20 protein-coding genes are annotated in these 23,017 nt (G+C 32.9%); 14 read left to right on the top strand and 6 right to left on the bottom strand.

The features are described 5' to 3' along the window. The first annotated feature begins 110 nt into the window (after positions 1 to 110). The 7 genes from NNH57_RS10570 (at position 111) to NNH57_RS10540 (ending at position 6,161) form a co-directional block, all read left to right on the top strand. Complete coding sequence (locus NNH57_RS10570) at positions 111 to 1,217, top strand: adenylate kinase (protein ID WP_108807698.1); 1,107 nt, start codon at positions 111 to 113, stop codon at positions 1,215 to 1,217. An 87-nt stretch (positions 1,218 to 1,304) separates the two neighbouring features. Further along, on the top strand, positions 1,305 to 2,303 hold the full coding sequence (gene obgE / locus NNH57_RS10565; RefSeq protein WP_074409024.1) for a GTPase ObgE: 999 nt from the start codon (positions 1,305 to 1,307) through the stop codon (positions 2,301 to 2,303). 425 nt (positions 2,304 to 2,728) lie between these two features. Continuing rightward, complete coding sequence (locus tag NNH57_RS10560) at positions 2,729 to 4,111, top strand: hypothetical protein (protein ID WP_108807699.1); 1,383 nt, start codon at positions 2,729 to 2,731, stop codon at positions 4,109 to 4,111. Between the two features lie 58 nt (positions 4,112 to 4,169). Then, on the top strand, positions 4,170 to 4,523 hold the full coding sequence (locus tag NNH57_RS10555) for a hypothetical protein (protein ID WP_074409022.1): 354 nt from the start codon (positions 4,170 to 4,172) through the stop codon (positions 4,521 to 4,523). 118 nt (positions 4,524 to 4,641) lie between these two features. After that, the gene (locus NNH57_RS10550) at positions 4,642 to 4,986 is read left to right on the top strand and encodes a hypothetical protein (protein WP_108807700.1); all 345 of its coding nucleotides are present in this window, start codon (positions 4,642 to 4,644) and stop codon (positions 4,984 to 4,986) included. A gap of 10 nt (positions 4,987 to 4,996) precedes the next feature. Continuing rightward, positions 4,997 to 5,518, top strand: a complete 522-nt coding sequence (locus NNH57_RS10545) for a hypothetical protein (protein WP_108807701.1) — start codon at positions 4,997 to 4,999, stop codon at positions 5,516 to 5,518. 1 nt (position 5,519) lies between these two features. Next, on the top strand, positions 5,520 to 6,161 hold the full coding sequence (locus tag NNH57_RS10540) for a hypothetical protein (protein ID WP_108807702.1): 642 nt from the start codon (positions 5,520 to 5,522) through the stop codon (positions 6,159 to 6,161). Between the two features lie 135 nt (positions 6,162 to 6,296). On the opposite strand, the gene NNH57_RS10535 is transcribed toward NNH57_RS10540, so the two are convergent. Next, positions 6,297 to 6,722 carry a DoxX family protein gene (locus NNH57_RS10535; protein WP_074409018.1) on the bottom strand — a complete coding sequence of 142 codons (426 nt, stop codon included), beginning with the start codon at positions 6,720 to 6,722 and terminating at the stop codon, positions 6,297 to 6,299. A 22-nt stretch (positions 6,723 to 6,744) separates the two neighbouring features. Continuing rightward, complete coding sequence (locus NNH57_RS10530; protein WP_074409017.1) at positions 6,745 to 7,191, bottom strand: carboxymuconolactone decarboxylase family protein; 447 nt, start codon at positions 7,189 to 7,191, stop codon at positions 6,745 to 6,747. 313 nt (positions 7,192 to 7,504) lie between these two features. Between NNH57_RS10530 and NNH57_RS10525 the strand changes: the two genes are divergently transcribed. After that, positions 7,505 to 8,101 carry a fasciclin domain-containing protein gene (locus NNH57_RS10525; protein WP_074409016.1) on the top strand — a complete coding sequence of 199 codons (597 nt, stop codon included), beginning with the start codon at positions 7,505 to 7,507 and terminating at the stop codon, positions 8,099 to 8,101. A 68-nt stretch (positions 8,102 to 8,169) separates the two neighbouring features. Here NNH57_RS10525 and NNH57_RS10520 read toward each other — a convergent pair whose 3' ends face one another. Together NNH57_RS10520 and NNH57_RS10515 are read right to left on the bottom strand one after the other, a co-directional pair. Next, a complete protein-coding gene (locus NNH57_RS10520) occupies positions 8,170 to 8,820 on the bottom strand; it encodes a TIGR02117 family protein (protein WP_074409015.1) in 651 nt (216 codons plus the stop codon). Between the two features lie 98 nt (positions 8,821 to 8,918). After that, positions 8,919 to 14,969: an alpha-2-macroglobulin family protein gene (locus NNH57_RS10515; protein ID WP_234423359.1), complete on the bottom strand. Its 6,051-nt coding sequence runs from the start codon at positions 14,967 to 14,969 to the stop codon at positions 8,919 to 8,921. A gap of 393 nt (positions 14,970 to 15,362) precedes the next feature. Between NNH57_RS10515 and NNH57_RS10510 the strand changes: the two genes are divergently transcribed. Further along, the gene (locus NNH57_RS10510; protein WP_108807704.1) at positions 15,363 to 16,721 is read left to right on the top strand and encodes a UDP-N-acetylmuramate--L-alanine ligase; all 1,359 of its coding nucleotides are present in this window, start codon (positions 15,363 to 15,365) and stop codon (positions 16,719 to 16,721) included. 116 nt (positions 16,722 to 16,837) lie between these two features. Here the strand turns inward: NNH57_RS10510 and NNH57_RS10505 are convergent, their stop codons facing one another. Next, the gene (locus NNH57_RS10505; RefSeq protein WP_108807705.1) at positions 16,838 to 17,281 is read right to left on the bottom strand and encodes a DUF1569 domain-containing protein; all 444 of its coding nucleotides are present in this window, start codon (positions 17,279 to 17,281) and stop codon (positions 16,838 to 16,840) included. A gap of 104 nt (positions 17,282 to 17,385) precedes the next feature. Next, positions 17,386 to 17,829, bottom strand: a complete 444-nt coding sequence (locus tag NNH57_RS10500) for a hypothetical protein (protein ID WP_074409011.1) — start codon at positions 17,827 to 17,829, stop codon at positions 17,386 to 17,388. Between the two features lie 230 nt (positions 17,830 to 18,059). Between NNH57_RS10500 and radC the strand changes: the two genes are divergently transcribed. The 5 genes from radC (at position 18,060) to NNH57_RS10475 (ending at position 23,015) form a co-directional block, all read left to right on the top strand. Further along, positions 18,060 to 18,758 carry a RadC family protein gene (radC, locus tag NNH57_RS10495; protein WP_074409010.1) on the top strand — a complete coding sequence of 233 codons (699 nt, stop codon included), beginning with the start codon at positions 18,060 to 18,062 and terminating at the stop codon, positions 18,756 to 18,758. Between the two features lie 46 nt (positions 18,759 to 18,804). After that, positions 18,805 to 20,109: a DUF7033 domain-containing protein gene (locus NNH57_RS10490; protein WP_108807706.1), complete on the top strand. Its 1,305-nt coding sequence runs from the start codon at positions 18,805 to 18,807 to the stop codon at positions 20,107 to 20,109. Beyond that, complete coding sequence (locus NNH57_RS10485) at positions 20,102 to 20,788, top strand: YjjG family noncanonical pyrimidine nucleotidase (protein WP_074409008.1); 687 nt, start codon at positions 20,102 to 20,104, stop codon at positions 20,786 to 20,788. The genes NNH57_RS10490 and NNH57_RS10485 overlap by 8 nt, the downstream gene beginning before the upstream one ends. Positions 20,789 to 21,057: 269 nt before the next feature. Next, positions 21,058 to 21,633 carry a hypothetical protein gene (locus NNH57_RS10480; protein WP_108807707.1) on the top strand — a complete coding sequence of 192 codons (576 nt, stop codon included), beginning with the start codon at positions 21,058 to 21,060 and terminating at the stop codon, positions 21,631 to 21,633. Beyond that, positions 21,630 to 23,015, top strand: coding sequence for a DUF5723 family protein (locus NNH57_RS10475; RefSeq protein WP_108807708.1), 1,386 nt, complete (start codon positions 21,630 to 21,632; stop codon positions 23,013 to 23,015). Before NNH57_RS10480 ends, NNH57_RS10475 begins: the two co-directional genes overlap by 4 nt. The last annotated feature ends 2 nt before the right edge of the window (positions 23,016 to 23,017 follow it).

The raw sequence follows: 23,017 nt of genomic DNA, 5'->3' as shown, positions 1-23,017 counted from the left end.
GCCTTTGGTTGTAAGAAGGTTGATGTCGTAATTCTTAGTTATGCTCATTACTAATCACTATCTTTGCGGCTTTAAATTAAAAAATCAAACCAGAACAAGTATAAAATAAGATGGTAAAACTGCACGATTTACAGTTTGTTCCTTTCATTAGTGAGGAAGAAATAGAGACTGCAATAGATAAGGTGTCTGCTGGATTAAATCAAGATTTGGCAGATAAAAACCCTTTATTTATAGGAGTGTTAAATGGTGCGTTTATGTTTGCTTCAGAGGTTTTGAAACGGTTTGATTATGATTGCGAAATTAGCTTTGTGAAATTAGCTTCATACGAAGGAACTGAAACCACACACGAGGTTAAAGAGTTAGTAGGGCTGGGTGAAGAGGTTTCGGGAAGAACAGTGGTGATCATAGAAGATATTGTAGATACGGGTAATACAATCGAAGTGCTAACAGAAATGTTAGTAGAAAAAGGGTGTTTAACATACAAAATTGCTACTCTATTTTATAAACCCGAAGCATATACTAAAAAAATTAATATAAATTATATTGGGATAGAAATCCCAAACCGATTTATTGTAGGATACGGACTTGATTATAACGGATTAGGGCGTAATCTTACAGAAGTTTATCAATTAAAACCAAACAACATGACAAATTTGGTGTTATTCGGACCTCCAGGAGCAGGAAAAGGAACACAAGCAGAAGTTTTAAAACAAAAATATAATCTGGTACATATCTCTACAGGAGATGTGTTTAGATACAACATAAAAAATGAAACAGAGTTAGGTACTTTGGCAAAATCATATATCGATAAAGGCCAATTGGTACCTGATGAGGTTACAATTAATATGCTGAATGCCGAAGTTGATAAAAACCCAGGAGCTAAAGGCTTTATTTTTGACGGGTTTCCAAGAACTGAAGCTCAGGCAGATTCACTAGCTAAATTGCTAGAATCAAAAGGAGCAATGGTTAGTGCAATGGTAGCTCTAGAGGTAGATGATGAAGTATTAGTACAACGATTACTCGAAAGAGGGAAAACATCAGGGCGACCTGATGATGCAGATGAAAAAGTGATACGTAATCGTATTAAAGTATATTATGACGAAACAGCCATCTTAAAGAATTACTACCAAAAACAAGATAAATATTTTGGTGTAGATGGAGTAGGAGGTATCGATGAAATTACAGAGAGGTTAAGTAGTGTAATAGACAAACTTTAGTTTGTGAAAGCTGAACCTAAATTCAGTATAGTAAAAGTAAAATTGAAATATCTCTGATTTTTATTAGGGTGATATAGGAAACGAATTATGACAGAAGGGAATTTTGTAGATTATGTGAAATTACATATAACTTCCGGGAAGGGAGGGAAAGGATCTGCACATTTACATCGTGAGAAATACATTACCAAAGGAGGACCCGATGGTGGTGATGGAGGCCGTGGTGGTCATGTTATTATTCGTGCAAACCCTAACATGTGGACACTACATCATCTTAAATTTAAACGCCATCTAAGAGCTGGTCACGGAGGACACGGAAGTAAAAGCAGAAGTACAGGAGCCGATGGAGAAGATGTTTATGTAGATGTACCTTTGGGAACAGTAATTCGGGATACCGAAACACAAGATATTATTAAAGAAATTACAGAAGTAGGACAAGAATATGTTGCTGCCGAAGGTGGTATGGGTGGTAGAGGTAATTGGCATTTTAAAAGCCCAACAAACCAAACTCCTCGCTATGCCCAGCCAGGTGTAGAAGGACAAGAATATGATGTTACTCTAGAGCTTAAAGTGCTGGCAGATGTTGGGTTGGTAGGATTTCCTAATGCAGGAAAATCTACTTTGCTGTCGGTTATAACCGCTGCAAAACCTAAAATTGCAGATTATGAGTTTACTACACTTAAACCAAACCTGGGTATTGTAGAGTATAGAGATTTTCAAACTTTTGTGATGGCCGATATTCCTGGTATTATAGAAGGAGCAGCAGAAGGTAAAGGTATAGGTCATCGTTTTTTACGTCATATCGAACGTAATTCTACCTTGTTGTTTTTGGTTCCGGCTGATGCCCCTGATATCAAAGAACAATATGAAATCCTCTTGGATGAACTACGACGGTACAATCCTGATTTATTAGATAAAGAACGACTTATAGCAATATCAAAATCTGATATGCTGGATGATGAGTTAAAAAAAGAAATGAAGGTTGAGTTAGATCAGCAACTTAACGTTCCTTACCTGTTTATTTCTTCGGTAGCACAACAAGGGTTGCAAGAGTTAAAAGATAAACTTTGGCAAATGTTGAATGACTAAAAATTTGATTTCTTATTTTGTAATATAGTATTAGTGCTAATTCTATTTTAGCATTAAGATGATATATTAACTTTTTTGGCATAGCTTCATATTTAGTGTACCGCTTATTTCTCTAATAAAAAAGGTTCACAATTCTTTAATTTCTTTTTCTACAAAGTAGAAAACCAAACATTCTAGAGTTCTTCATTGCATTGTTATATGTAGTTCCTTTTCTTGAAATGTAATATTACCATTCAATAAAAGATCTTAATCATAGATCAAAAGCCAAAATTTCCCATCATAACCCTAGAAAGGTTCTTTGTTAATTTTCAAATATCAAATAATACGTATCGAATATCACTAAAAGCAATGCGAATATGAAGTAAAGCTTTTTTTGTTTTGACCGATATCTATATTTGAGCACTTAAAAAATTACTTTAATAATTATGAATCAATTTAAGAGTATTCTCATTGTCATTTTAGTATTGTTTTCTGTAAAGGCAAGCGCTCAAAAAATTCCTGATGGACTCTATTTTGTGACTGGGAATAAAATAAACCAAATTAAAATCCTTAATCGAAGAGATGGAAGTATAAAAGCAACATTCGACACGTATCGAGGAACTGTAGAGATAGCTTTTTCATTACTAAAAAACATACCAGGTAGTTATGAAAGTGTTGATACAAAAGAAAATTACATTTTGACAAAAAAGAATAACCTTTTAACACTTCTAGTATTAGGAGATATGAATCTGGTCATAAAAAAAGAGGTTTTGGCAATTAGTAAAAAAGAACTAAAAGCTGCAAAAAAACAACTAGGTATTAAGTCCGAATTATCTAAGGAGTTAGGAAGTTTGTGGGGAAAGAAGCAAAAGAAGGAGGAAGAAGAAGAAAAAGGACCTCTTGAATATTTTGTGAAGGATGCAACGTCAGATTTTCACCAAAAGAATGTTGGGAAAATAGTTTTCTTTTCTAAAGAACCTACAGTTGGTAACGAAGATATGTCAACAATAAAAACAGATTTTAAAATAGGAGATGAAATTTGGGGGGTGGCTTACTTTCCTGCAAAAATGAAAGACAGCTATTATTTGAAACGGCTAAGTAATCATTTTCAAGATAATTTTGGAAGAAATCACTATTGGATAACTATAGGAATGGATAAAATGGAGAAAGATCTGTTGCCAAAAGAAAATGAAGTAGTAAATCAATGTACAGTGAAAAGGTTGAAAAAAACAGATTTAGAGAAAAATTATGCGGTATTTCAAATAGTTCCTTCTTCTGTAGCGAGTATGAAAATAGATAGAGATGGGGCTTCTTTTTTGCTGGGGAGAATGGGTGAACGCTTAGACCCTTATAAGCATAATTTAAGAATTTCACTTACCGATGGAAAAATGGATCAGGAAGACGAACTCTATTTTGGTACGATTACCTATGACACAACAGAGGGGACCGAAGATTTAATAATGATGGCTAAAGAAATTGAAGAAGGAGCTTTAAAAGCAAAAAGAGCACCTACTCCTGTAATGCGTAATGCAAATTTGGAAGCAGAAATGATGCAACAAATTGAGTTATGGGCAAATACTAAAGACTGGCCAGGAGTGAAATTTCATAAAGTTATGATCACATTAGATTGGCAAATCTTAAAAGATGATTATGGAAATATTACAGGAAATTATGTAGAAGGGGATGTGCTATATTCCGATGATGAAGGCTGTGGTTATAGAAATTTCGGGTTTTTAAAACCCTATTTAGGTAATGGGCAATATGATGAAAACATCAAGCAACACACCATTGGTCATAGAGGAGAATTAAGTTGTGATAAAGTGAAATAAACAACAAAATACTGATACCGATTGTAGAAAAGTTTACTTAGTCAGTAAAAAAATAGTTATGAAAGAAGAGTTAGTAAAAGAAGGAATCCAAAAAGAAGAAAAAGTAGGATATCTTAAATCAAAAGTGAACTTGATGCAGGGAACATTGTATCTAACACCCGATAGACTCGTTTTAGATGCGCATAAGACAGGTGTTAGTGGGTTAGGGCTTTTGGGTGGTTTACTTAAAAAACAAGTTGAAAAGAAAAGTTTTGGATTTAACCTTGAGTTTAAAGACATACAGGAAATAACCCAGGGAAAACATGGCGTAACAAAAAATGTCCTGGAGGTTACAAGTAAACAGAATGAAACATATAGAATCATCGTGAAAAATTATGAAGAGTGGGAAAATGAATTGAATCAAAAATTGTAACCTTTTAATTTAAACAAAAGAAAATCTACCCCCCTTCCCCTAAAAAGATTTGTTGGTTTAAACCGATGATCAAGGTTGTATTTAAATAAAATGATTATAGAATTGTAGGAAACTAAATATGGCTAGAAAAATTGAAATAACCACAGAGAAAACTCTTACCAAAGAGGTATTAAAAGATTATCTGGATACGATGTTCTCTCCTTTTGGATATGAAGTGTATCTAAGTTCCTTAATAGGAGCAGATGTTGTCATTAAGAAAAGTAACTGGATAGGTGCTTCTGTTAAGTTGAAAACTAAATCTGATAAAAACCATATAGTGATAAGTGGGTTTGCGCCATCAACAATGGCAAGAATACTGGTCTCTGGGATCCTTCCCATCTTAATATTATTACCAAAATGGTTACGATTTGAAAAAGAAATAGAAGGTATAATTAAAGAAGATCAAGCAATTTTTAATACGTGAATAATAGCATATGGTTTATAAATTAAATGCAGAAGATGTAAATGCAGCTAAAGAAGAAATAAAAGAATATGTTTCTGGATTAGCAGCTAGATTAGATAATGATTTTGGAGATGAATATATAATTTCTTTAGGGAAAGACACCGAAATAGAAGATGATTGGAGTTATGATATAAAAATAAGAAAAGGGAATAAAATCGGTGCTTCTTTATCTCTAAACTGGAAGAAACAACATTTTAGAGACCTAAATATAGAGGTCTCAGAATCTACAAAGATTAGTAGTTTTTTAATGTATGGTATAGCTTTTCCTTTTATGTTTATAGGAGCTTATATGGGGGCTAATCATATAGCGCCATTAGATTTTTTGCCAGGTTATAAATTGGCAGGAGCTTTAGGAGGAGTTATAGCTTTTATTCCAGGAATGATTTTAACAACTCTTATTAAGTCAATAATACTGAAAAAATATAAAGAAGAGAATGCAAGTCTTATGAAAAAAGCACTGAGTACAACGGGTAATACATTTCAGAAAATTTAATATGAAAATAATTATAAAACTTTTTATCGGATTTATTATTTTTTTGGTACTAGGAGCAATCATTCTAGGTGTTATAGCAGATGAACAGGATGGAGCAAGGCAACATTTTAGATTGTTTAATACCAGTGAAGAGCAAAAGTCAGTTACTTTTGAGATGATTTATGAAGATGGTACACCAAGTGATGTTTGGGCAATAAATGAAATAATTGATCCAGGAAATACGGTACAAAAAATACTCCTTCCTGGCACTTATTTAGTAAAAACATGGGGCCATGAAGAGGTGCTAGAAAACGAATTTGAATTTTCATTTAGTTTACCTAATCCAGAAGAATCAAACTATAATTATTACAGGTTTGATATAGCTATGAATAAAGATTTTAGAGTTGTAAATATGGTGGCAGCTTATGAAGGGAACTCGCTGGCCAATACGATGTCTAAAGCAGTAGGGGCACATCAAGATGATATTTTGATAGTAGAGACTTACATGGGAAACAGGCCTTTTCTAATTCCAGAAAGTTATACAGACCGCACATTTATTGATGTGTATGAGGATATGCCTAATCGAATTAAATACGGAGAATTAATTTATAGATTAGAAATTGTAGATATCGATAGTAAAACAGCTAGTGAAACAATAAAATAATTAGGAGTGAAGAAGTAACCAAACTCGTATTATATTGTTTTGGATGTTAAAACTATAGATGAGCACAGAAGTGTAAAAAAGAGGATTATACTTTGTAGTTTACCTTCTGTGCTTGATCTTAATGTATTATGCCGATTACTTTTTACTTAATAATGTATCGATTTCGAGATATTTTTCTTTGATTATGCTAAGCCCAAATGCGGCGGCTGCAGCAGAGAATACAGAATAATCTAGTGGTGCTTTAATACCAATAGTAACACACATAGCAATGCCGAAAAGGGCAATAAGAGCACCACTTAGCTTGGCAGATAATGATGTTTTGAATCCAATAATCAAAAATATAGCTAATACTATTTCTGCAGCTGTAGCTACAACTCCTACAGCATTTATAAGGCTATTAGGAACCCATGGGTTAAGCACCTTGGTGTACTCTATAAAACTACCCCAGTTACCCCAGGCAGAGCTTTCTTGAGGCCACCATCCAAATCGATCTGCTACTGCAGATAAAAAACCTAAAGCAATACTTACTCTTAGAAAGAGTTTGATATAGATAATCTTCATTGATATAAAAATTTAATTATTCTTAAGATGGTATTGGAGTCATTAAAGTGGCTCTTCCTATTCTATTCCATACATTGATACAACAAATTGCCATAATAATGTCTGCCACTTTTTTTTCACCAAAAAGACGAATGGCTTTTTGATACAGCTCATCACTTAATCCATCTGCAGAAATATGAGTTATTTCCTCTGTCATTTCCAGGATGACTTGTTCTTCTTCAATAAAAAAAGGAGATTCTCTCCAAAAAGGTAAAGCATGTATGCGATATTGTTTTTCTCCTTGATTAACAGCTTCCTGAATATGCATTTGCACGCAGTAGGCACAACCATTAATTTGTGAAGCCCTAATTTCTATCAATAAAAACTCTAGGTCAGATAATGAACTTTTTTTGATATCATCATAAAGTGCCAAAATAGGCTTGTATGCATTTGGATTAACCTCACTAATATCGATCCGATCTTTTTTCATGTCATTGATTTTATTTGCTTAAGACAAAATTCAACATATAAGATGACTAAAAAAATAATCTAGATTAAGAAATTCATTATGAGTATGACTAAAAACGAATACTAGAAGAAACGTTACGGATAATAAGTTGACGTTTATAATTTTGCTACCCCTGCTACCTTTATAAAGTAATTGTATAGTAGTGTTCTTTGGTTCTTAAAATTTGTTGAATAATGAATTTAGTGTTTTGTTAAGATTTATTTAACCAAAATTTACCAAAGAAAAACACTTCTGTACCGTTCCCATACAAACAAAAAAACGAAAAATCCTTACAATGAAAATTAGAAATGTATTACCAGTTTTTGCTTTATCCGGATTGTTATTATTGACCGCTTGTAGTGAAACGAAAAATGATAGGACTACACAAAACGAAAAATTAATAGCACAGAATGTAACATCTTCGGAAACTATTAAGGAAAAACTACCCACTATACTCGAATTTGCTTCTATGGATAAAGGGTTTTCTACACTCACATCTGCAATTAAAGTGACCGAATTGGCAAAGTCACTAGAGGATAAAGGTTCGTTTACCATATTTGCTCCAGTAAATTTAGCTTTTGATAAATTAAATCCTGCTACTGTAGAAAAACTATTAAAGTCAGAAAATAAAGAGCAGCTAAAGACTATATTAAATTGTCATATCATACCTAGTGTAATTACAAAAGAAGATATTGTTATTGCAATTAATGAGGGTAACGGAAGTGTGAAGTTAAAAACAATAGGAGGAGCATTATTGACTGCAACAATGAAAGGGGATAGAGTTTTTCTTATAGATCAAATGGGTAATGGAGGTAATCTGGTAACTACAGATGTTAAGGCATCTAATGGGCTTATCCATACGATAGATGCAGTAATGATGCCCAAGAAATAAAATTAGATCTTTATAATATTTCTGGACCTGTCGGTTTTAAACCAGACAGGTTTTTTTTATCTGTCAGATTAATTTTTATGCATACCCATTAATCCAAAATCAAAGGGTGTCCATAAACACGCTTTTATATCACTTTGTTTTAATCCGGTGTTGACCCAGCTATTACAGGTGTTAAAGCATGTGTAATTTCCTGTAGCTTCATAAAAATCATCGTTTTTGTAATATCCTAAACCAGGTAATACTATTTTTTTGTTTTCACCATTTAATCTAAAAGTAGCAGATATATATTGGTTTATCTTTGTGAGCTGTTTTTGATTGACCTTTAGAGCTACCCAATCCTCTTGTATAGAAGAATGCCTGGTGACGTGTAATAAGGTTGGAGTATTAAGAAATAAAGCTTGAAACCCATTAACAAATGTAAGATCAGCCCATAATGGAGTTTCGACATAAAAGTTTTTATCGCCCCAGCCAAATGAGAAATATTGTGCCTGAGAAGCATCTAACTGATCTTCTAAAACAATAGTATTTAAATCGTTTTTGGCAATGATAATTTCTAAATGAACACCATTAGAACTTAGGTAAACAGTGTGATTTTTTTCTTCGTTATCTTGTTTTCCATTTACTGGAATATAGGTTAGTACCAGAGATATGATAAGATATAATGCCGGGAGTATTAAAATGATCCCAATGTATTTGAATATCTTTTTGATTACCCTCATAAAATAAAGTCTGAATATTAGTTAGTCTTCTCCAAGTTTACCAAACCACATTCGGTAAACTTGGAGAAGACTAAAATAATTAAAAGAAATGTATTATTCTATTTGATGGTTACTCTGATTCCTTCAGAATGACTAGAGAACTCTGGGGCATACATACTTTGTATCGTGGTGATGCCGTTAGAAAAATCTCCTTTATTATTGACACGAAGGTCATACTCAAAAACATATACTCCTTTGGGTAAATAGTCAAAGAAAAAGTTTGTAGAAGCATCTTTCGTACTTTCATAATATCCTAAACCATCTTGCCATTTATATTGTGAGATTACATTGATGGGCTCCAGGCCAGATGCTCTCATATCTTTCATATGAACAAACTCCATTGCACGATCAGATCTCAATTCGATACGTACTCTTATCAGATCACCTAATTCTAGCTTGGTTTTTGAAGTAATTTCTGTAATTTCTTCACCGGTATCTGTATTCTTCTTTAAGAACAATTTTTTCTTTAAAGAGAGTGGTGTTTTTGCCGAAGTGATTTTATCTAGTTCTTCAAAATATTGCCAGTATAAAGCTCCCCAGGCAATACCTTTTCCTTTTTTAGAGATTTTGGCAGTTGCCATATTAGGTTTTATTTCATTGCCATTCCAGGAGGTTTTAAAATATCCTGTTCCAGCTTCGACCTTTACATCTTCCATTTTGCCTGGATCGATTTTTTGATCTCCTAATACGATGTCTACCATATCGGTTACCGATAACCAATCACTGCCTTGTAGTAATAATGCATATACAGCATCAGAAGTAGCCTTAGTGGTTTTCCAACGATTGGTTTGTTTGTTTTTAAGTAACCAGATTTTTAGATTATCAACAATTTTGGTTCGTTTAGGTTCTGCTTCTACTTCTGAAAAGACTTCAATCATTAGCGATTGAGTTTCGATTGGAGCCTGATACCAGAACCAACTTGCTGTATTTGATTTCCAATACATCCCTAATTCTTCACTAGTTACACTTTTTTCGTCTAGTGATCTTATGATTTTGTTAGCTGTTGTACTATCATCATTTCTGTGTGTTATTAAGGCTAACATTCCTTGCGCATATAGACTTTGACTTAACCAATATTTTTTAGATTGCCCCAGGTAATAGTTCCAAGCCTCGTTAGTATTTTTTGGCCTTTTGATATTTGTAAAGAAACTACGCATATACAAATAATGAATCTGAGTATAGCTTAAATGATTTTTATTGATGTCAATCTTATGTTTCTCACAATATCGCTTAAGCTCCTTGTATTCTTTTACAAATTCTGCATCCAGAAAACGAACTGCATTTTGTAGCATATTTGCGGTATCTCCATCATATTTCGTAACCCCTAACTTTTTTAGATGTCCGAATCCTGTAGTAATATGTTGTGTGATAAACCTATTTTCTCGCCCTCCCTGAAACCAAGGGAACCCACCAGAACCATACTGCATTTGTTTTAATTTGTTTAATGCCGATTGTAGTTCGTTATTCATTTTATTAAGATCAAAAAGCAAAGCGATTCGTTTCTTTTGTTCTGTTTCGCTTTGTGCATCACGTAACCATGGTGTTTCTTGAATCATCAGAGACTTTAATTCCTGGTTTTTTTCAAGATTACTTAGTAGTGCATCACTGGATTTCCATTGATTAAATACTTCCTGGATTCTGGGATTAGAGTTAGCAATATGGCTAGCCAGGCTATTTGCATAGTATCTAGAGAATGTTTGTTCTGCACATTCATATGGATATTCCATAAGGTAGGGTAGCGCTTGTACAGCATACCAAGCCGGGTTAGAAGTCATCTCCAGAGTAAGCTTATGATGTTTTAGTGTACTAGAGGTGTTATCCTTTAATTTATCTAGTGTAAATGTTTTTGTTTGATCAGAACGAATCCACATAGGTAATGTCTCGGTAACTAGCATTCTATTGCTTAATACTGGAAGTACATTTTGTTCACCATCAGAAAAATCTCCTGCTTTGGCTATGATTTTATATTGAACAGTCTGTACATCATCAGGAATCCGAAGCTCCCAGGATACATTAGTGTTTCCTTTGGCTTTTACCATAAAATCTAGACGAGCATTATTATTTTGAAGCTTTGTATCTATCACTTTATTGGTTAAAGCATCAAATAGTTGTAACTCTACAATACCATTAAGGTCTTTGGTAGCAAGGTTTGATATTTTAGAACTTAGTATTATTCTATCACCTTCTCTTAAGAATCTGGGTGGATTAGGAAGAATCATCAACTCTTTTTGAGTTACTGTTTCTAAAGTTGTTGTTGCTGCGTTTAAACCTTTGGTATGTGACAGTAGCTGCAATTTCCATTTTGTTAATGCTTCGGGAGCGGTAAAATTAAAACTTACATTACCTTCTGCATCGGTAGTTAATTGTGGAAAGAAAAAAGCAGTTTCCTGTAGGTTTTTCCGAATTTTAACACCTTCGAGAGATTGCTGTTCTTGTTGTTTTCCTGCTCTACTTTCTTCCTCGTCTTTCTCGGCAACATCTCCAGCGACTCCTCGAACCCCATCATCGGCATTAAATTCTGCTTCTTCCATTGCAACTTCATTGGCAACGGCAGATTTGGCAGCAGACCTTTTCATCATTGGTGCAGGAGCACCACTTTCCATGATGTCATAATTTCTATTTCGACCTCCAAAATATTGTTGACCAAAATATAAACCATACCAGTTTAGTTGATCATACCCCTGGCTGCTATAATGGTATGATGGGTTATTGTGGTTTTGTAATCTAAATGTGAGCACTCCAAAACTCTGTGTAGCATGTCGTTTACTCTGGGTATAATATGTAGGTCGATTGATAGGATCAAAATACCATTGATGAGGTCTGAACTGATCTAAAGAAGCATCATACATACTAGCCAATAGTTCTGCACTAACCTTATCACCTTTAGGACCTTTGATCGTAAAACTCCAGGTTTCCTGTTGACCAGGAAGTAATTTGTCTCTAAAGGTTTTGGTTTCTATACTAAGCTCTGTAGGTTCATAAGGTACAGGGATTATCATTGCTCCGCTTTGATATCCATTATAATTTAGGTAGCTATATCCGATTGAAAACCCTCCCAGATCCTCTTTTGTAATTGGAATTTTGATAGTTTTACTATTCTTCGAGAGCTTAATAAGTTTTGTTTCAATAATTTTATGGTTCTTCTCAATATCTACTGTAATTGTTATGTCTTCTGAAGCAGAACTAAACTTTACAATCGCTTCATCTCCAATTTTATAGGTAGATTTATTGGTGGTGATTTCAAACAATTGCTGATCACTAATATTTTTGTCTTCCTGACTGTATAGGGTAATGTATTGTATATCTTTTACATCCTGACCGAATCGATCTTTGGTATTTAATTCGATAACATATTTACCAGACTCCCATTTTTTGATGCTACCCAAAGAAAGTTGTTGTGTTCCTGTTTCATTTTCTTTTGTCGATGCAGTATTAAACGGTTTATCCAGTACCATATTTCCTTTATCCCATTTTCGATAATCATGCTCATTTTTGAAAGCATCATGAGGAAATAATGCTGCAAATTTTTCTTCTTTGAAACCTTCGTAATCAGGTGCTTTCCATGGGCGAATTCGCATAGGTTTTTTAGGAGCTTTCAGCTTATAAACCTTAACCGTTCCTGCTGCTGCAACAGACTCGTTATTTAGGTTAATGGTGGTTATCGTAAGCGTGTTGTCTTTTTGTGTTTTATCAATCTTATCTTTGATTGTAATAGCAGCGGTTATCGCATGATATCCTACATTAACTATTGTTGTGGTGCTGCGTGTTTCTCCGTTTATATCGATTACATCTGCTATAACCTCGTAATTAAAAATTGGTAAATCCTCTTTAGATACTCCAAGATCAGGGAGTGCTTTAAAATTAATAGTGTACTCTCCTTTTTCATCGGTTACGGTTTCTCCATGAGTGATTTCCTGAGGTTCTACCGTGTGTCTTGGATACCAATAGCACCAACGGGGATATTGCACTTTACGGTGTACTCTGTACACTACTTTGGCATCAGTAATTGCACTACCGGCATAAGCCGTTGCAACTCCGGTAAGTTTTATTTCATCATTAACTTTATAGGTCTCTGTAACCGGATTAAATTTAGCCTCAAACTTAGGCCGTTTATACTCTTCAACAGAAAAGGAAGTACTATTATAATTATTAGTTTGTATGGTATACACCCCGGTAAGTCCAGAAGTAGGAATTATAAACTCACCGCTATAAGATCCGTAATCATTAGTTGTGAATTGTAAAGTTTTTACATCCTGTCCGTTTACATCTTTTAATGTCGCAAAAGTGGGTTGGTTAGGTACTACTTTAAATTCTTCTTTACCATCAGAAGACATCATAATCCCTTTAAAATATACAGTTTGTCCAGGCCTATAAATACTACGATCTGTAAAAAGAAAAGTAGTAGTGTTAGTTTTAGTACTATAATCTGGTTTATGAGATTGATTTAGATAGTATCCCTCAAATCTGGCAGCATCTTTCTCATACGAAACAGTAATATTAACATCATAGTGATATGTATTTACTATTAAATATGCCTGACCTTTTTCATCGGTAATTAGTGTTTTATCTAATTTGTTGCCGTATCCTCTTTGATTATTTGTTTTCAAATGTATTTTAGCATTGGCAATAGGAACTCCATTATTACGATCTAAAACCTGGAATATTGATTTTTCTGGAGTTCTGTTTTCTGTTAATGCTAAATTAGTAACCTGGGTGTTCCCATATGAAAACAAGCTTTTTTGAGAAAGATCTTTTGATATCGTTGCTAAAATAAGATATGAATCTTGCTCCAGTTCGGGTAATAATACTTCGGTAGTATGTGTTTGATAGTCTTGTTCATCGCAAATTTCTGCTTCCCATGTTTTAGTTACCTTTAAGGAACTCAAGAATTTGATCTGATCTTCAGTTTTATATAACCTATTTAAATCTTTTAGTTGCTTAGGAGTAATTTTAAAAGCACTAAAATAAAGTTTATTCAGGTTTTTATATGTGATTAGTAATCTACCAGGTTTCTGTATAGGAATATATTTTTCAGTTTTGATGCTTAATTCGGTATGAAGTATCTGACTTTTTAATGCTTTACATTGATTGGCTCCTCTCGAATCAGGGAATTTCTTAATTGTAGCATTACATATTTCTAAGGCTTCTTTTAATTTCCAGCGATGCGTATCGTTTTCTTCCGGGATATAAGTAGAAGCATATTCTTTATATAAATTCGCAATTTCATAATCATATAAAGCTGAAGCACTATGAGTTGCAAATTTCTTTTTTTCTGATTGTAAGCATTCGAGTAAAACGGTTTTTTTATCACCAAAAACAGCATTTTCTGATACAAATTTTATGCGTTCTATATTTACTTCGATCAAAGCATCTGGTGCTTTGTCTCTTGCATGAAATTTTATTAAATCTTGAAATAGCTTTAAAGCATTAAATTGTAATGATAATGAGTCTTTGGTTTCTATTTTTAAAGATGAAAAAACAGTGTGTTCTTGTAAATATTTTTTATCATTTATAGTAAAAGCATACGAAGGTTTGGTAATATTGGTTTCTGAGGTTTTATAGAAATCTAAAGCATTATGAGCTAAAAAATCGTATAGTGTAGGACGATATTTTTTAGAATCGGTACGCGTATCTAAGATTTGATCAAACTTATTAAGGTTCGTTTGCTGGGCCAAAACTCCATTTTTAAGAGATTTTTGGTAGTAAAGGTGTGTTTCTGCAAATAATGTTTCCAGATCCCAGGTTCTAAAATCTTCGACATCAACTTTTTCTGAAGTTTGAGTTCTATTATAAAATTTCCATCGATTTTGTTGAAAATACTGCCAGTATAAGTTGGCAAGAACGCTTTCTAGGATATTTCTTTTAGGAAACTCGCTATTTTCAATATCGCTTTTCAAGTTTTTGATAATGGTAAGTTGTGCGTTTTCTTCTAGAGTAAGCATATACTTTGCCTTATGAAGAAAAGCTTTAATTACCTGGTTATCATTATTTTCTTTTTTCGCTTTAGTATATATAGTTTCAACTACCTCCAAAGCAGATTTTGGTAATCCTTCCTGGTTAAAAGCTTCTACTTTTTTCCAATCACTTTGATAGTCATTTTGACCTTTCATAATATACAGGTTTGATATACAGATTATAATAAGGATGATATGCTTTTTCATCATATATTTTTTAGGTTGTGAAACAAACGTAAATAAGTGCTGTATTATTTTATATGATAACGCTTCATAATTCGTAAATAGCATCATAAAACTACGTATTTGAAATGAGTCAGGATAATTTTGTTACTATAAATCAAAATTTCTGCCACATTTTATTTGATGACTAAGAAAGGCTTAAAAAAGAACAGATGAAATGATAAATGAGGGAAGTCTCTGTTTTGTTTAGGAAACCCTATGATTTAATGAGGAAAATAATTATGGCTTGAAATTATTTTTCATTACCTCATTATTTTATTAGCTAATTGTTAATTGTATCTTTACTCTCTGATTTAAGAGTTTACTATGCGTGTACATTTTATAGCTATTGGAGGTAGTGCGATGCATAACCTGGCCATAGCATTACATCAAAAAGGATATCAAATAACAGGAAGTGATGATACTATTTTTGAACCTTCAAAATCAAGATTAGAACGACATGGATTATTACCAACCGAATTTGGTTGGTTTCCAGAAAAAATCACTTCAGATCTTGATGCAATTATTTTGGGTATGCATGCCAAAAAGGACAATGAAGAACTTCTTAAGGCTCAGGAATTAGGGGTGAAAATATATTCGTATCCAGAATTTTTATACGAACAGTCCAAAAATAAGACCCGTGTAGTAATAGGAGGATCGCATGGTAAAACAACGATTACTTCTATGATTTTGCATGTGCTGCACTATCATGATAAGGAAGTAGACTATATGGTAGGAGCGCAATTAGAAGGTTTTGATACCATGGTGCACCTTACAGAAGAGAATGATTTTATCGTTTTAGAAGGAGATGAGTATTTATCTTCGCCGATTGACCGCAGGCCAAAATTTCATTTGTATCACCCTAATATTGCTTTGGTAAGTGGGATTGCCTGGGACCATATTAATGTATTTCCGACTTTTGATATGTATGTCGATCAGTTTAGAATTTTTATGAATTCTATTGTTAATGGTGGCGCATTGGTATATAATCAAGAGGATACTGAGGTAAAAAAACTAGCAGAGTTAACAGAAAATCCAATTCGAAAGTTTGAATATGTAACTCCGCAGTATCGCGTAGAGGATGGAGAAACTTTACTAGATACTCCTGAAGGAGAAATGCCCATCGAAATATTTGGTGCACATAATTTAAATAACCTTGCTGGTGCAAAATGGATTTGCCAGCATATGGGAATTGATGAAGATGATTTTTATGAGGCCATTGCTTCTTTTACGGGAGCATCAAAGCGATTAGAAAAAATCGCAGAGAGCCATAAAGCTGTGGCATATAAAGATTTTGCGCATAGCCCATCTAAAGTAAGGGCAACTACAAAAGCAGTAAAAGAGCAATATCAAAATCGAAATGTGGTGGCCTGTCTAGAGTTACACACCTATAGTAGTCTGGATGCTTCATTTTTAAAAGAATATGAAGGCGCTTTGGATGCCGCCGATGAGGCAGTAGTGTTTTACTCCCCTCATGCCGTAAAGATAAAACAGCTTAAGGAAGTTTCTGCTTCGCAAATTGCCGAAGCTTTTAATCGCAATGATCTCATTATTTATACCGATCCAGGAAGTTTTCAGCAGTATTTAAAGCAGAAAGATTTAGATAATTCTGCACTATTACTTATGAGTAGTGGTAATTATGGAGGATTGGATTTTAACGAAGTGAAACATTGGATTGAAAACTGAAAGTGTTTTCAATAGACTTGATTGTAAATCTTTTATACTTTTTTGATTGGTTTGACCAACAACTCATGGTTTAGGACTTCTGGATAATGTTTTTCTTATACTAGTGTTTTTAGAAGTTATGCGTTAAACTGTTGAAGATGATGATCCAGATGTTTATATTGTAGTTGTCCCCATTGTTTATTAGTAAATTTCCCGAACATTGGATGAGGCTCCCATTCTTTTTTATCTTTCTGGTTAGAAAATTCGGTTACAAGATGTAAAAGTTTTTCTTTCTCGGTTTCAAAATCCTTTTGCTCAACTACTTTTAGTTTTGAATGTGTTGGCAAGTTTTTTCTCCATGGTTTATCATTATACATAGATTTTTTGAAGAGTAGCTTAGCCAATATATTGGGTTTAAGTTCGGGGTGATCTTTTTTTAAAGCAATTTTTAATGGAAATTGACAATGATGAAACATTTGTGAAACATTCATTTTTCCCCAGATAGCATTACTAGTAACAGATAATTTGTTTATGCGATTTTCTATCTCGTTATGTGCGGCTGGATCGAGTAGGGATTTCATAATACATTTTTTTAGGCGGTGTACTCAAAAATACCACTTTTTAGTCTAAAAAAATAAAGGCTAATCATATGATTAGCCTTTTATAGAATATTATATATGTTTTTTTAACTTACCTCATCAAAGAAAAGACTTAGAAACCCATCTAGATCATCATTATTTGCAATATCTTTTGGAGTACCCAAATTGATCATTAACGGTTGATCTTTAATTGTTCCTTTCAAAAAATATTGGAAAGTAGTTCCCATTTTAAATTTATATCCTTTTAGTTGAGCACCAAAAGAAGTAAAGGTTACTTCTGTTTTTGAACTATTACTTTCTGCAAATGCCGTTATTGTAGCATCAAAAACTGCAGATAACATGTCATCATTATAATAATCCCATTTTATTGATGTTCCGTCACAAGCTTGTAGTTCATATTCAGATTGCGCTTGGCATCCCTTAGGGACTTGTATGTTATTTCCTACTAAATTAAGAAACGAAATCTTCTTATCCTGCCCATAGAAACTCACGGTTGCAAGAAGTAAAACGAAAGTAAAAATATTCTTCATAAATAGGTTCATTTGAAGGTGTTAAAATATTCATTTTTGGATTAAGGGTGACCAAATATAGTAAAACTTTCATTTTCAAACAAATATATATAGCGAAATAATACAATTTGGCAATAAATGAAGTGTTAATATAGTGATATTAATTCGAGAATAAGTTGTTGTAATTGAGATAAATAGTTTATACTTACAGATAGGATTTACCGACTATTTTTAATTGTTAAACTTGTTATATGAGTAAATTAAATTCTTCATTTTCTATCAAGGAATGGAGTGAAAATGATCGTCCAAGAGAAAAATTAATCGCTAAAGGGAAGAACGCATTAACAGATGCAGAATTGATTGCGATACTCATTGGTTCGGGTAATCGCGAAGAAAGTGCCGTTGCATTAAGTAAGCGTATTTTGGCTAGCGTCGATCATGAAATTAATGCATTGGGAAAATTATCAGTAAAACAATTGATAAATTTTAAGGGGATTGGCGAAGCTAAAGCGATAGCTATTGTTGCCGGTTTAGAATTAGGAAGAAGACGAAGAGATGAAAACGTACCCATAGTACCAAAAATTACGTGTAGTAAAGATGCATTTCATCTTTTTCACCCTATCATAGGAGATCTTGAGCATGAGGAATTTTGGGTGCTGTTTCTGAATAATGCAAATAAAGTAATTCAGAAAAAGCAGATAAGTGTTGGAGGAAAGACAGGAACTCTGGTAGATGCTCGAATCGTTTTTAGATCTGCTTTAGAATATGGCGCTACAGGAATAATATTAGGACATAATCATCCTAGTGGAGTAGTGATGCCAAGTCAATCAGATAAAATATTAACCCAAAAACTAAAACAAGCAGGGATAACTTTAGATATCAATCTACTGGATCATCTTGTTATTACAGAAAAAAACTATTTTAGCTTTGCAGATGAATCCATAATATAGAAGTGAGTCTTACGGAATTATAAACCGTAATACACAATACAACAATATGCTATTAATTCACGTACAAAGAATTACCCCAAGAGTTTCCTATACATTTAAACAAATGTGTAAGCGAATACTAGGTTTAGATATTGATTTAACATCTAAAATAGAACCTTTTATCGCTCATGATGGCCCTAAGCTTTCGTATGGAAGACAACCATTAGGAAAAGAGCTTTATTTCCAGAGTGTTGATTTACTTTTTGAGCATGGCTTAAATGACGTAGATGTTCAAGTTTTTGATTGGGAAGAAACAAAATGTTTTTTTGATGTTAAGCATGCCGATTCTGCATTACCGTTTGATATTTTTGCAGCTACTTTTTATCTTTTAACACGATATGAGGAGTATTTGCCACATGTAAAAGATAATATGGGGCGTTTTCCTGCTACAGAAAGTATAGGATATATCCATAATTTTTTGCAAGATCCGGTAATAGATATATGGGCATATAAATTCAAAAAAGTGCTTTTAGAGAAATACCCTGATCTCGAATTTCGGGAAAAGAAATTTACCATTATTCCTGTTTTTTCTGTCGCTCAGACTTTTGTGTATAAAAATAAAGGAGTTTTGCGATCAATAGGAGGAGGAATTCGAGATTTATGGAAATTACAATTTGATAAACTAACAGATAGAATAAAGGTGCTTATTGGATTAAAAAGAGATCCATATGATATATTTGATTTTGTAATTCAACTTCAAAAAAAGAAAAAAAGAAAAGCTAAGGCCCTATTTGGATTGGGAGATTATTCTAAATATGAAAAAAATGTAGGGTATAACCGCCCAAAGCATCATACTATTATTAAGCATATTGCAGATTATATTGATGTAGGACTAAAAGTTTCGTATGAAGCCATCTCTGATTTGTCACTTTTGAAAAAGGAAAAACTACGAATAGAGAATATTGTTAACAGAAGACTTCAATACTCGCTTTGTTCTTTTTTTAAAATAAAATTACCAGAGGCGTATCGCAATTTTATCGAGTTAGAAATAGGGGAGGATTATTCTATGGGCTATCCCAAACAATCTGGTTTTAGAGCAGGAACTTGCTCTCCGTTTATGTTCTATGATCTTGATTATGAGGTGCAAACTCCTTTGGTGGTGTATTCTTTTTGTTTTGCCAGTCAGGGTGATAGAGAAGATATTAATGATCTAATGTCGGCAAGAAAAGAAATTAGCATATATATAGATAAAGTAAAAAAGGTAAATGGGATCTTTATTCCGGTTTTTAGTAACACATTGTTTAGTGATTTGCAAAATGAACCTTTTTGGAAATCAATTTTAGAATTTATTTGGACAACAGAAGATGAATAGTACGGTAAAACACATATTTTTTGATTTGGATCACACCCTTTGGGATTTCGACAGGAACTCATCTTTAGCATTTAAGATGATTTTTGATAAATTTAATGTTAATACCAAAATTGAAGATTTCCTGGCTGTATATCAACCCATTAACATGAAGTATTGGAAATTATACAGAGAAGAGAGAGTAAACAAAAAACAACTTCGCAGAAGTAGACTTACAGAAGCATTTATGCATCTCGATATATCATTTTCTCTAGAAATTATAGATGAAATGTCTGATGATTATATTAATTTTCTACCACTTCATAACTATTTGATTGATGGAACCCAAGATTTATTAGAGTATCTTAATCCAAAATATGATTTACATATCATTACCAATGGCTTTAAAGAAGTGCAAAATAAGAAACTATCAAATTCTGGAATACTACATTATTTTAAAACAATAACAGATAGTGAAGAAGCGGGAGTTAAAAAACCTAATCCATTTATTTTTGAACAGGCAATACAAAAATCTGGTGCGAAACTTGATAGTAGTATGATGATAGGGGATAATTATGAAGCAGATATATTGGGAGCAGAGGCAGTAGGTTTAAAAACTATATGTTTTAATTATCATAAAGAAGAACTACCGACGCATAATATTCAAGTTTCTGAATTAAAGCAAATTAAAAAATATCTATAATAGATAGATATTTGTAATTTATTTCAATTCATGTGCAATTCCAGGGATTTTTTTAGTAGCTTAAACATTGATTATTAAGTGTTCTAAATTATGTTTTTAAAAACACGAAATAAATTAACAATTTGAAAATAGGGTATTTGTAACTTATACTGTTGTTATAATCGAAGATCAAAAGTAAATCTTAGAAGTAAAGGAAATTAACACAAGATGATGATATGAATAACTAATAATTTAAGAACTCGTCTTAATTTTTTATAATTCCCTACAAAATGAAAACAAAAAAAGTATATGTATTACTATGTGGTGTATGCATGCTAATATCATTAATTTCTTGTGTAAAAGATGTAGATTTTGAGCAAGCAGAAGACGTTGTACTTACCCCGGTCTATGAGGTAGACTTTGTGTATTCCCGATTTGATACAAATCAATTTGTTGATTCTAATATAGATCCTGCTATTGTTATTCCAGAAGTAATCGTAAATGATACTTTAGACTATGACCTTTTAGGAACCGATTTTGTAGTGGATAATTTAGAAAGAGTAGAATTGACTTTTGAGTTTACAAATACTATAGAGCGTGATTTTGATTTTGATTTTGGATTTTTAAACGATAATAATCAGCGAATTGGTCCTTTATATAGTATGACTGCCAATTCTGGAAATGGAGAAGATACAGGCCCAATTGTTACGACAGAAGTTATCATTTTCGATACTGCAGACATTGGTGTTTTGAGAGATGCTACACGACTTGTTTCTTCAATGAGAGTACAAAATATTAATAGTAGTTTACGAGGGATCCTTGAATTACGATCCAAAGGAACTTATTTTTTTAATTACGAGTTATGAGAATTGTTATATTCTTTATAGGTCTGTGGGGATGCTTGGGATATTCTCAAAATAAAGAAACCTTATACGATTTCACAGATCTTCCTCAGTCATTGCTTCTTAATCCTGGAGCTGATATAAATTTTGATTACCATGCAGGAGTGCCTTTTTTATCACAGTTTCATATAAATGCAGGATTAAAAGGAGCGTCTATCTACGATGTTTTTGCAGATGATGGAAGAAACATTAATGATAAAATAGAAAATACACTTAATACCCTTACAAGCAATGATTATTTAACCCTAACACAGCAATTAGAACTTATTAGTTTTGGATGGGAAAGCAAAAAAAATAAAAATATATATTTCTCTGGAGGAATCTATCAGGAATTAGATGTTATAGGGTATTTCCCGAAAGACTTTGTGGTTCTTGCTTATCAAGGGAACCAGGATTTTCTTAATCAGCCGTTTCGTTTTTCTACTATAAATGGATCTATAGAATTGTTAACTACATTTCATTTTGGATACACAAAGAAGATAAATAAGAAGTTAACTTTTGGGGCCAGAGCCAAATTATATTCTAGTATGTTTCATATTCGTAGTGCTAAAAATAAAGGAACTTTTACTACTGTAGAAACCCCAGAAGGAAATAATGTTTATCAACATATAATTAGTAATGCAGATGTTACTGTAAGAACATCTGGATATGCTTCCCTTAAAGATAAAGAAGGAAAAGATATCGTTAATAAGCTAATAGGAAGAGCTTTTTTGGGAGGAAACCTGGGGCTTGGTGTAGATATAGGGTTTACTCATAAAATAAATGAACAGCTCGCTATTACAGGAAGTGCAAATGATTTAGGGATGATATTATATACCAAAGATGTAGAAACCTATCGAGCACGAGGTAATTATGCTTTTGAAGGATTTGAAACACCAATTCAGTTTTCTGGTCAGGATGCTCAGAATTTTTTAGATGAACTAGAAGAAGCTGTTCCACTTGATACATTAAGTACAACTTATATAACTATGCGTCCTTTAAAATTAAACAGCTCTGTTAGATATTCTTTTAACCGATATGATGATGGTACTTGTGATTGTTATCTTGAGGGAGAAAAACCTCCATACATGGATGCTATAGGAGTACAGTTGTTTACCCAATTTAGACCCAAAAGACCTCAATATGCAGTTTCATTGTTTTATTATAAGCGGTTTTTTAATTTTTTAAGAACAAAACTTACGTATACTATTGATGATTATTCATATTATAATATAGGATTTCTTGCATCTATTCATATTAATAAAATTAATTTTTATATTTCGGGTAATAATTTATTAGAATATACTAATCTTGCAAAAGCAAGAGGTACTTCTGTACAACTAGGTTTTAATTTCATAATGAGATAGAT

The sequence above is a fragment of the Aquimarina spinulae genome, assembly GCF_943373825.1.
Classification (GTDB): domain Bacteria; phylum Bacteroidota; class Bacteroidia; order Flavobacteriales; family Flavobacteriaceae; genus Aquimarina; species Aquimarina spinulae.
The sequence above is the reverse complement of the archived record's forward strand: the minus strand, read 5'-3'. Positions and strand labels throughout refer to the sequence as shown.

Excerpts from the sequence above, each read along its gene's own strand:
- NNH57_RS10570 (WP_108807698.1), top strand. The coding sequence starts at position 111 with ATGGTAAAACTGCACGATTTACAGTTTGTTCCTTTCATTAGTGAGGAA.
- obgE (WP_074409024.1), top strand. The coding sequence starts at position 1,305 with ATGACAGAAGGGAATTTTGTAGATTATGTGAAATTACATATAACTTCC.
- NNH57_RS10560 (WP_108807699.1), top strand. The coding sequence starts at position 2,729 with ATGAATCAATTTAAGAGTATTCTCATTGTCATTTTAGTATTGTTTTCT.
- NNH57_RS10555 (WP_074409022.1), top strand. The coding sequence starts at position 4,170 with ATGAAAGAAGAGTTAGTAAAAGAAGGAATCCAAAAAGAAGAAAAAGTA.
- NNH57_RS10550 (WP_108807700.1), top strand. The coding sequence starts at position 4,642 with ATGGCTAGAAAAATTGAAATAACCACAGAGAAAACTCTTACCAAAGAG.
- NNH57_RS10545 (WP_108807701.1), top strand. The coding sequence starts at position 4,997 with ATGGTTTATAAATTAAATGCAGAAGATGTAAATGCAGCTAAAGAAGAA.
- NNH57_RS10540 (WP_108807702.1), top strand. The coding sequence starts at position 5,520 with ATGAAAATAATTATAAAACTTTTTATCGGATTTATTATTTTTTTGGTA.
- NNH57_RS10535 (WP_074409018.1), bottom strand. The coding sequence starts at position 6,722 with ATGAAGATTATCTATATCAAACTCTTTCTAAGAGTAAGTATTGCTTTA.
- NNH57_RS10530 (WP_074409017.1), bottom strand. The coding sequence starts at position 7,191 with ATGAAAAAAGATCGGATCGATATTAGTGAGGTTAATCCAAATGCATAC.
- NNH57_RS10525 (WP_074409016.1), top strand. The coding sequence starts at position 7,505 with ATGAAAATTAGAAATGTATTACCAGTTTTTGCTTTATCCGGATTGTTA.
- NNH57_RS10520 (WP_074409015.1), bottom strand. The coding sequence starts at position 8,820 with ATGAGGGTAATCAAAAAGATATTCAAATACATTGGGATCATTTTAATA.
- NNH57_RS10515 (WP_234423359.1), bottom strand. The coding sequence starts at position 14,969 with ATGAAAGGTCAAAATGACTATCAAAGTGATTGGAAAAAAGTAGAAGCT.
- NNH57_RS10510 (WP_108807704.1), top strand. The coding sequence starts at position 15,363 with ATGCGTGTACATTTTATAGCTATTGGAGGTAGTGCGATGCATAACCTG.
- NNH57_RS10505 (WP_108807705.1), bottom strand. The coding sequence starts at position 17,281 with ATGAAATCCCTACTCGATCCAGCCGCACATAACGAGATAGAAAATCGC.
- NNH57_RS10500 (WP_074409011.1), bottom strand. The coding sequence starts at position 17,829 with ATGAAGAATATTTTTACTTTCGTTTTACTTCTTGCAACCGTGAGTTTC.
- radC (WP_074409010.1), top strand. The coding sequence starts at position 18,060 with ATGAGTAAATTAAATTCTTCATTTTCTATCAAGGAATGGAGTGAAAAT.
- NNH57_RS10490 (WP_108807706.1), top strand. The coding sequence starts at position 18,805 with ATGCTATTAATTCACGTACAAAGAATTACCCCAAGAGTTTCCTATACA.
- NNH57_RS10485 (WP_074409008.1), top strand. The coding sequence starts at position 20,102 with ATGAATAGTACGGTAAAACACATATTTTTTGATTTGGATCACACCCTT.
- NNH57_RS10480 (WP_108807707.1), top strand. The coding sequence starts at position 21,058 with ATGAAAACAAAAAAAGTATATGTATTACTATGTGGTGTATGCATGCTA.
- NNH57_RS10475 (WP_108807708.1), top strand. The coding sequence starts at position 21,630 with ATGAGAATTGTTATATTCTTTATAGGTCTGTGGGGATGCTTGGGATAT.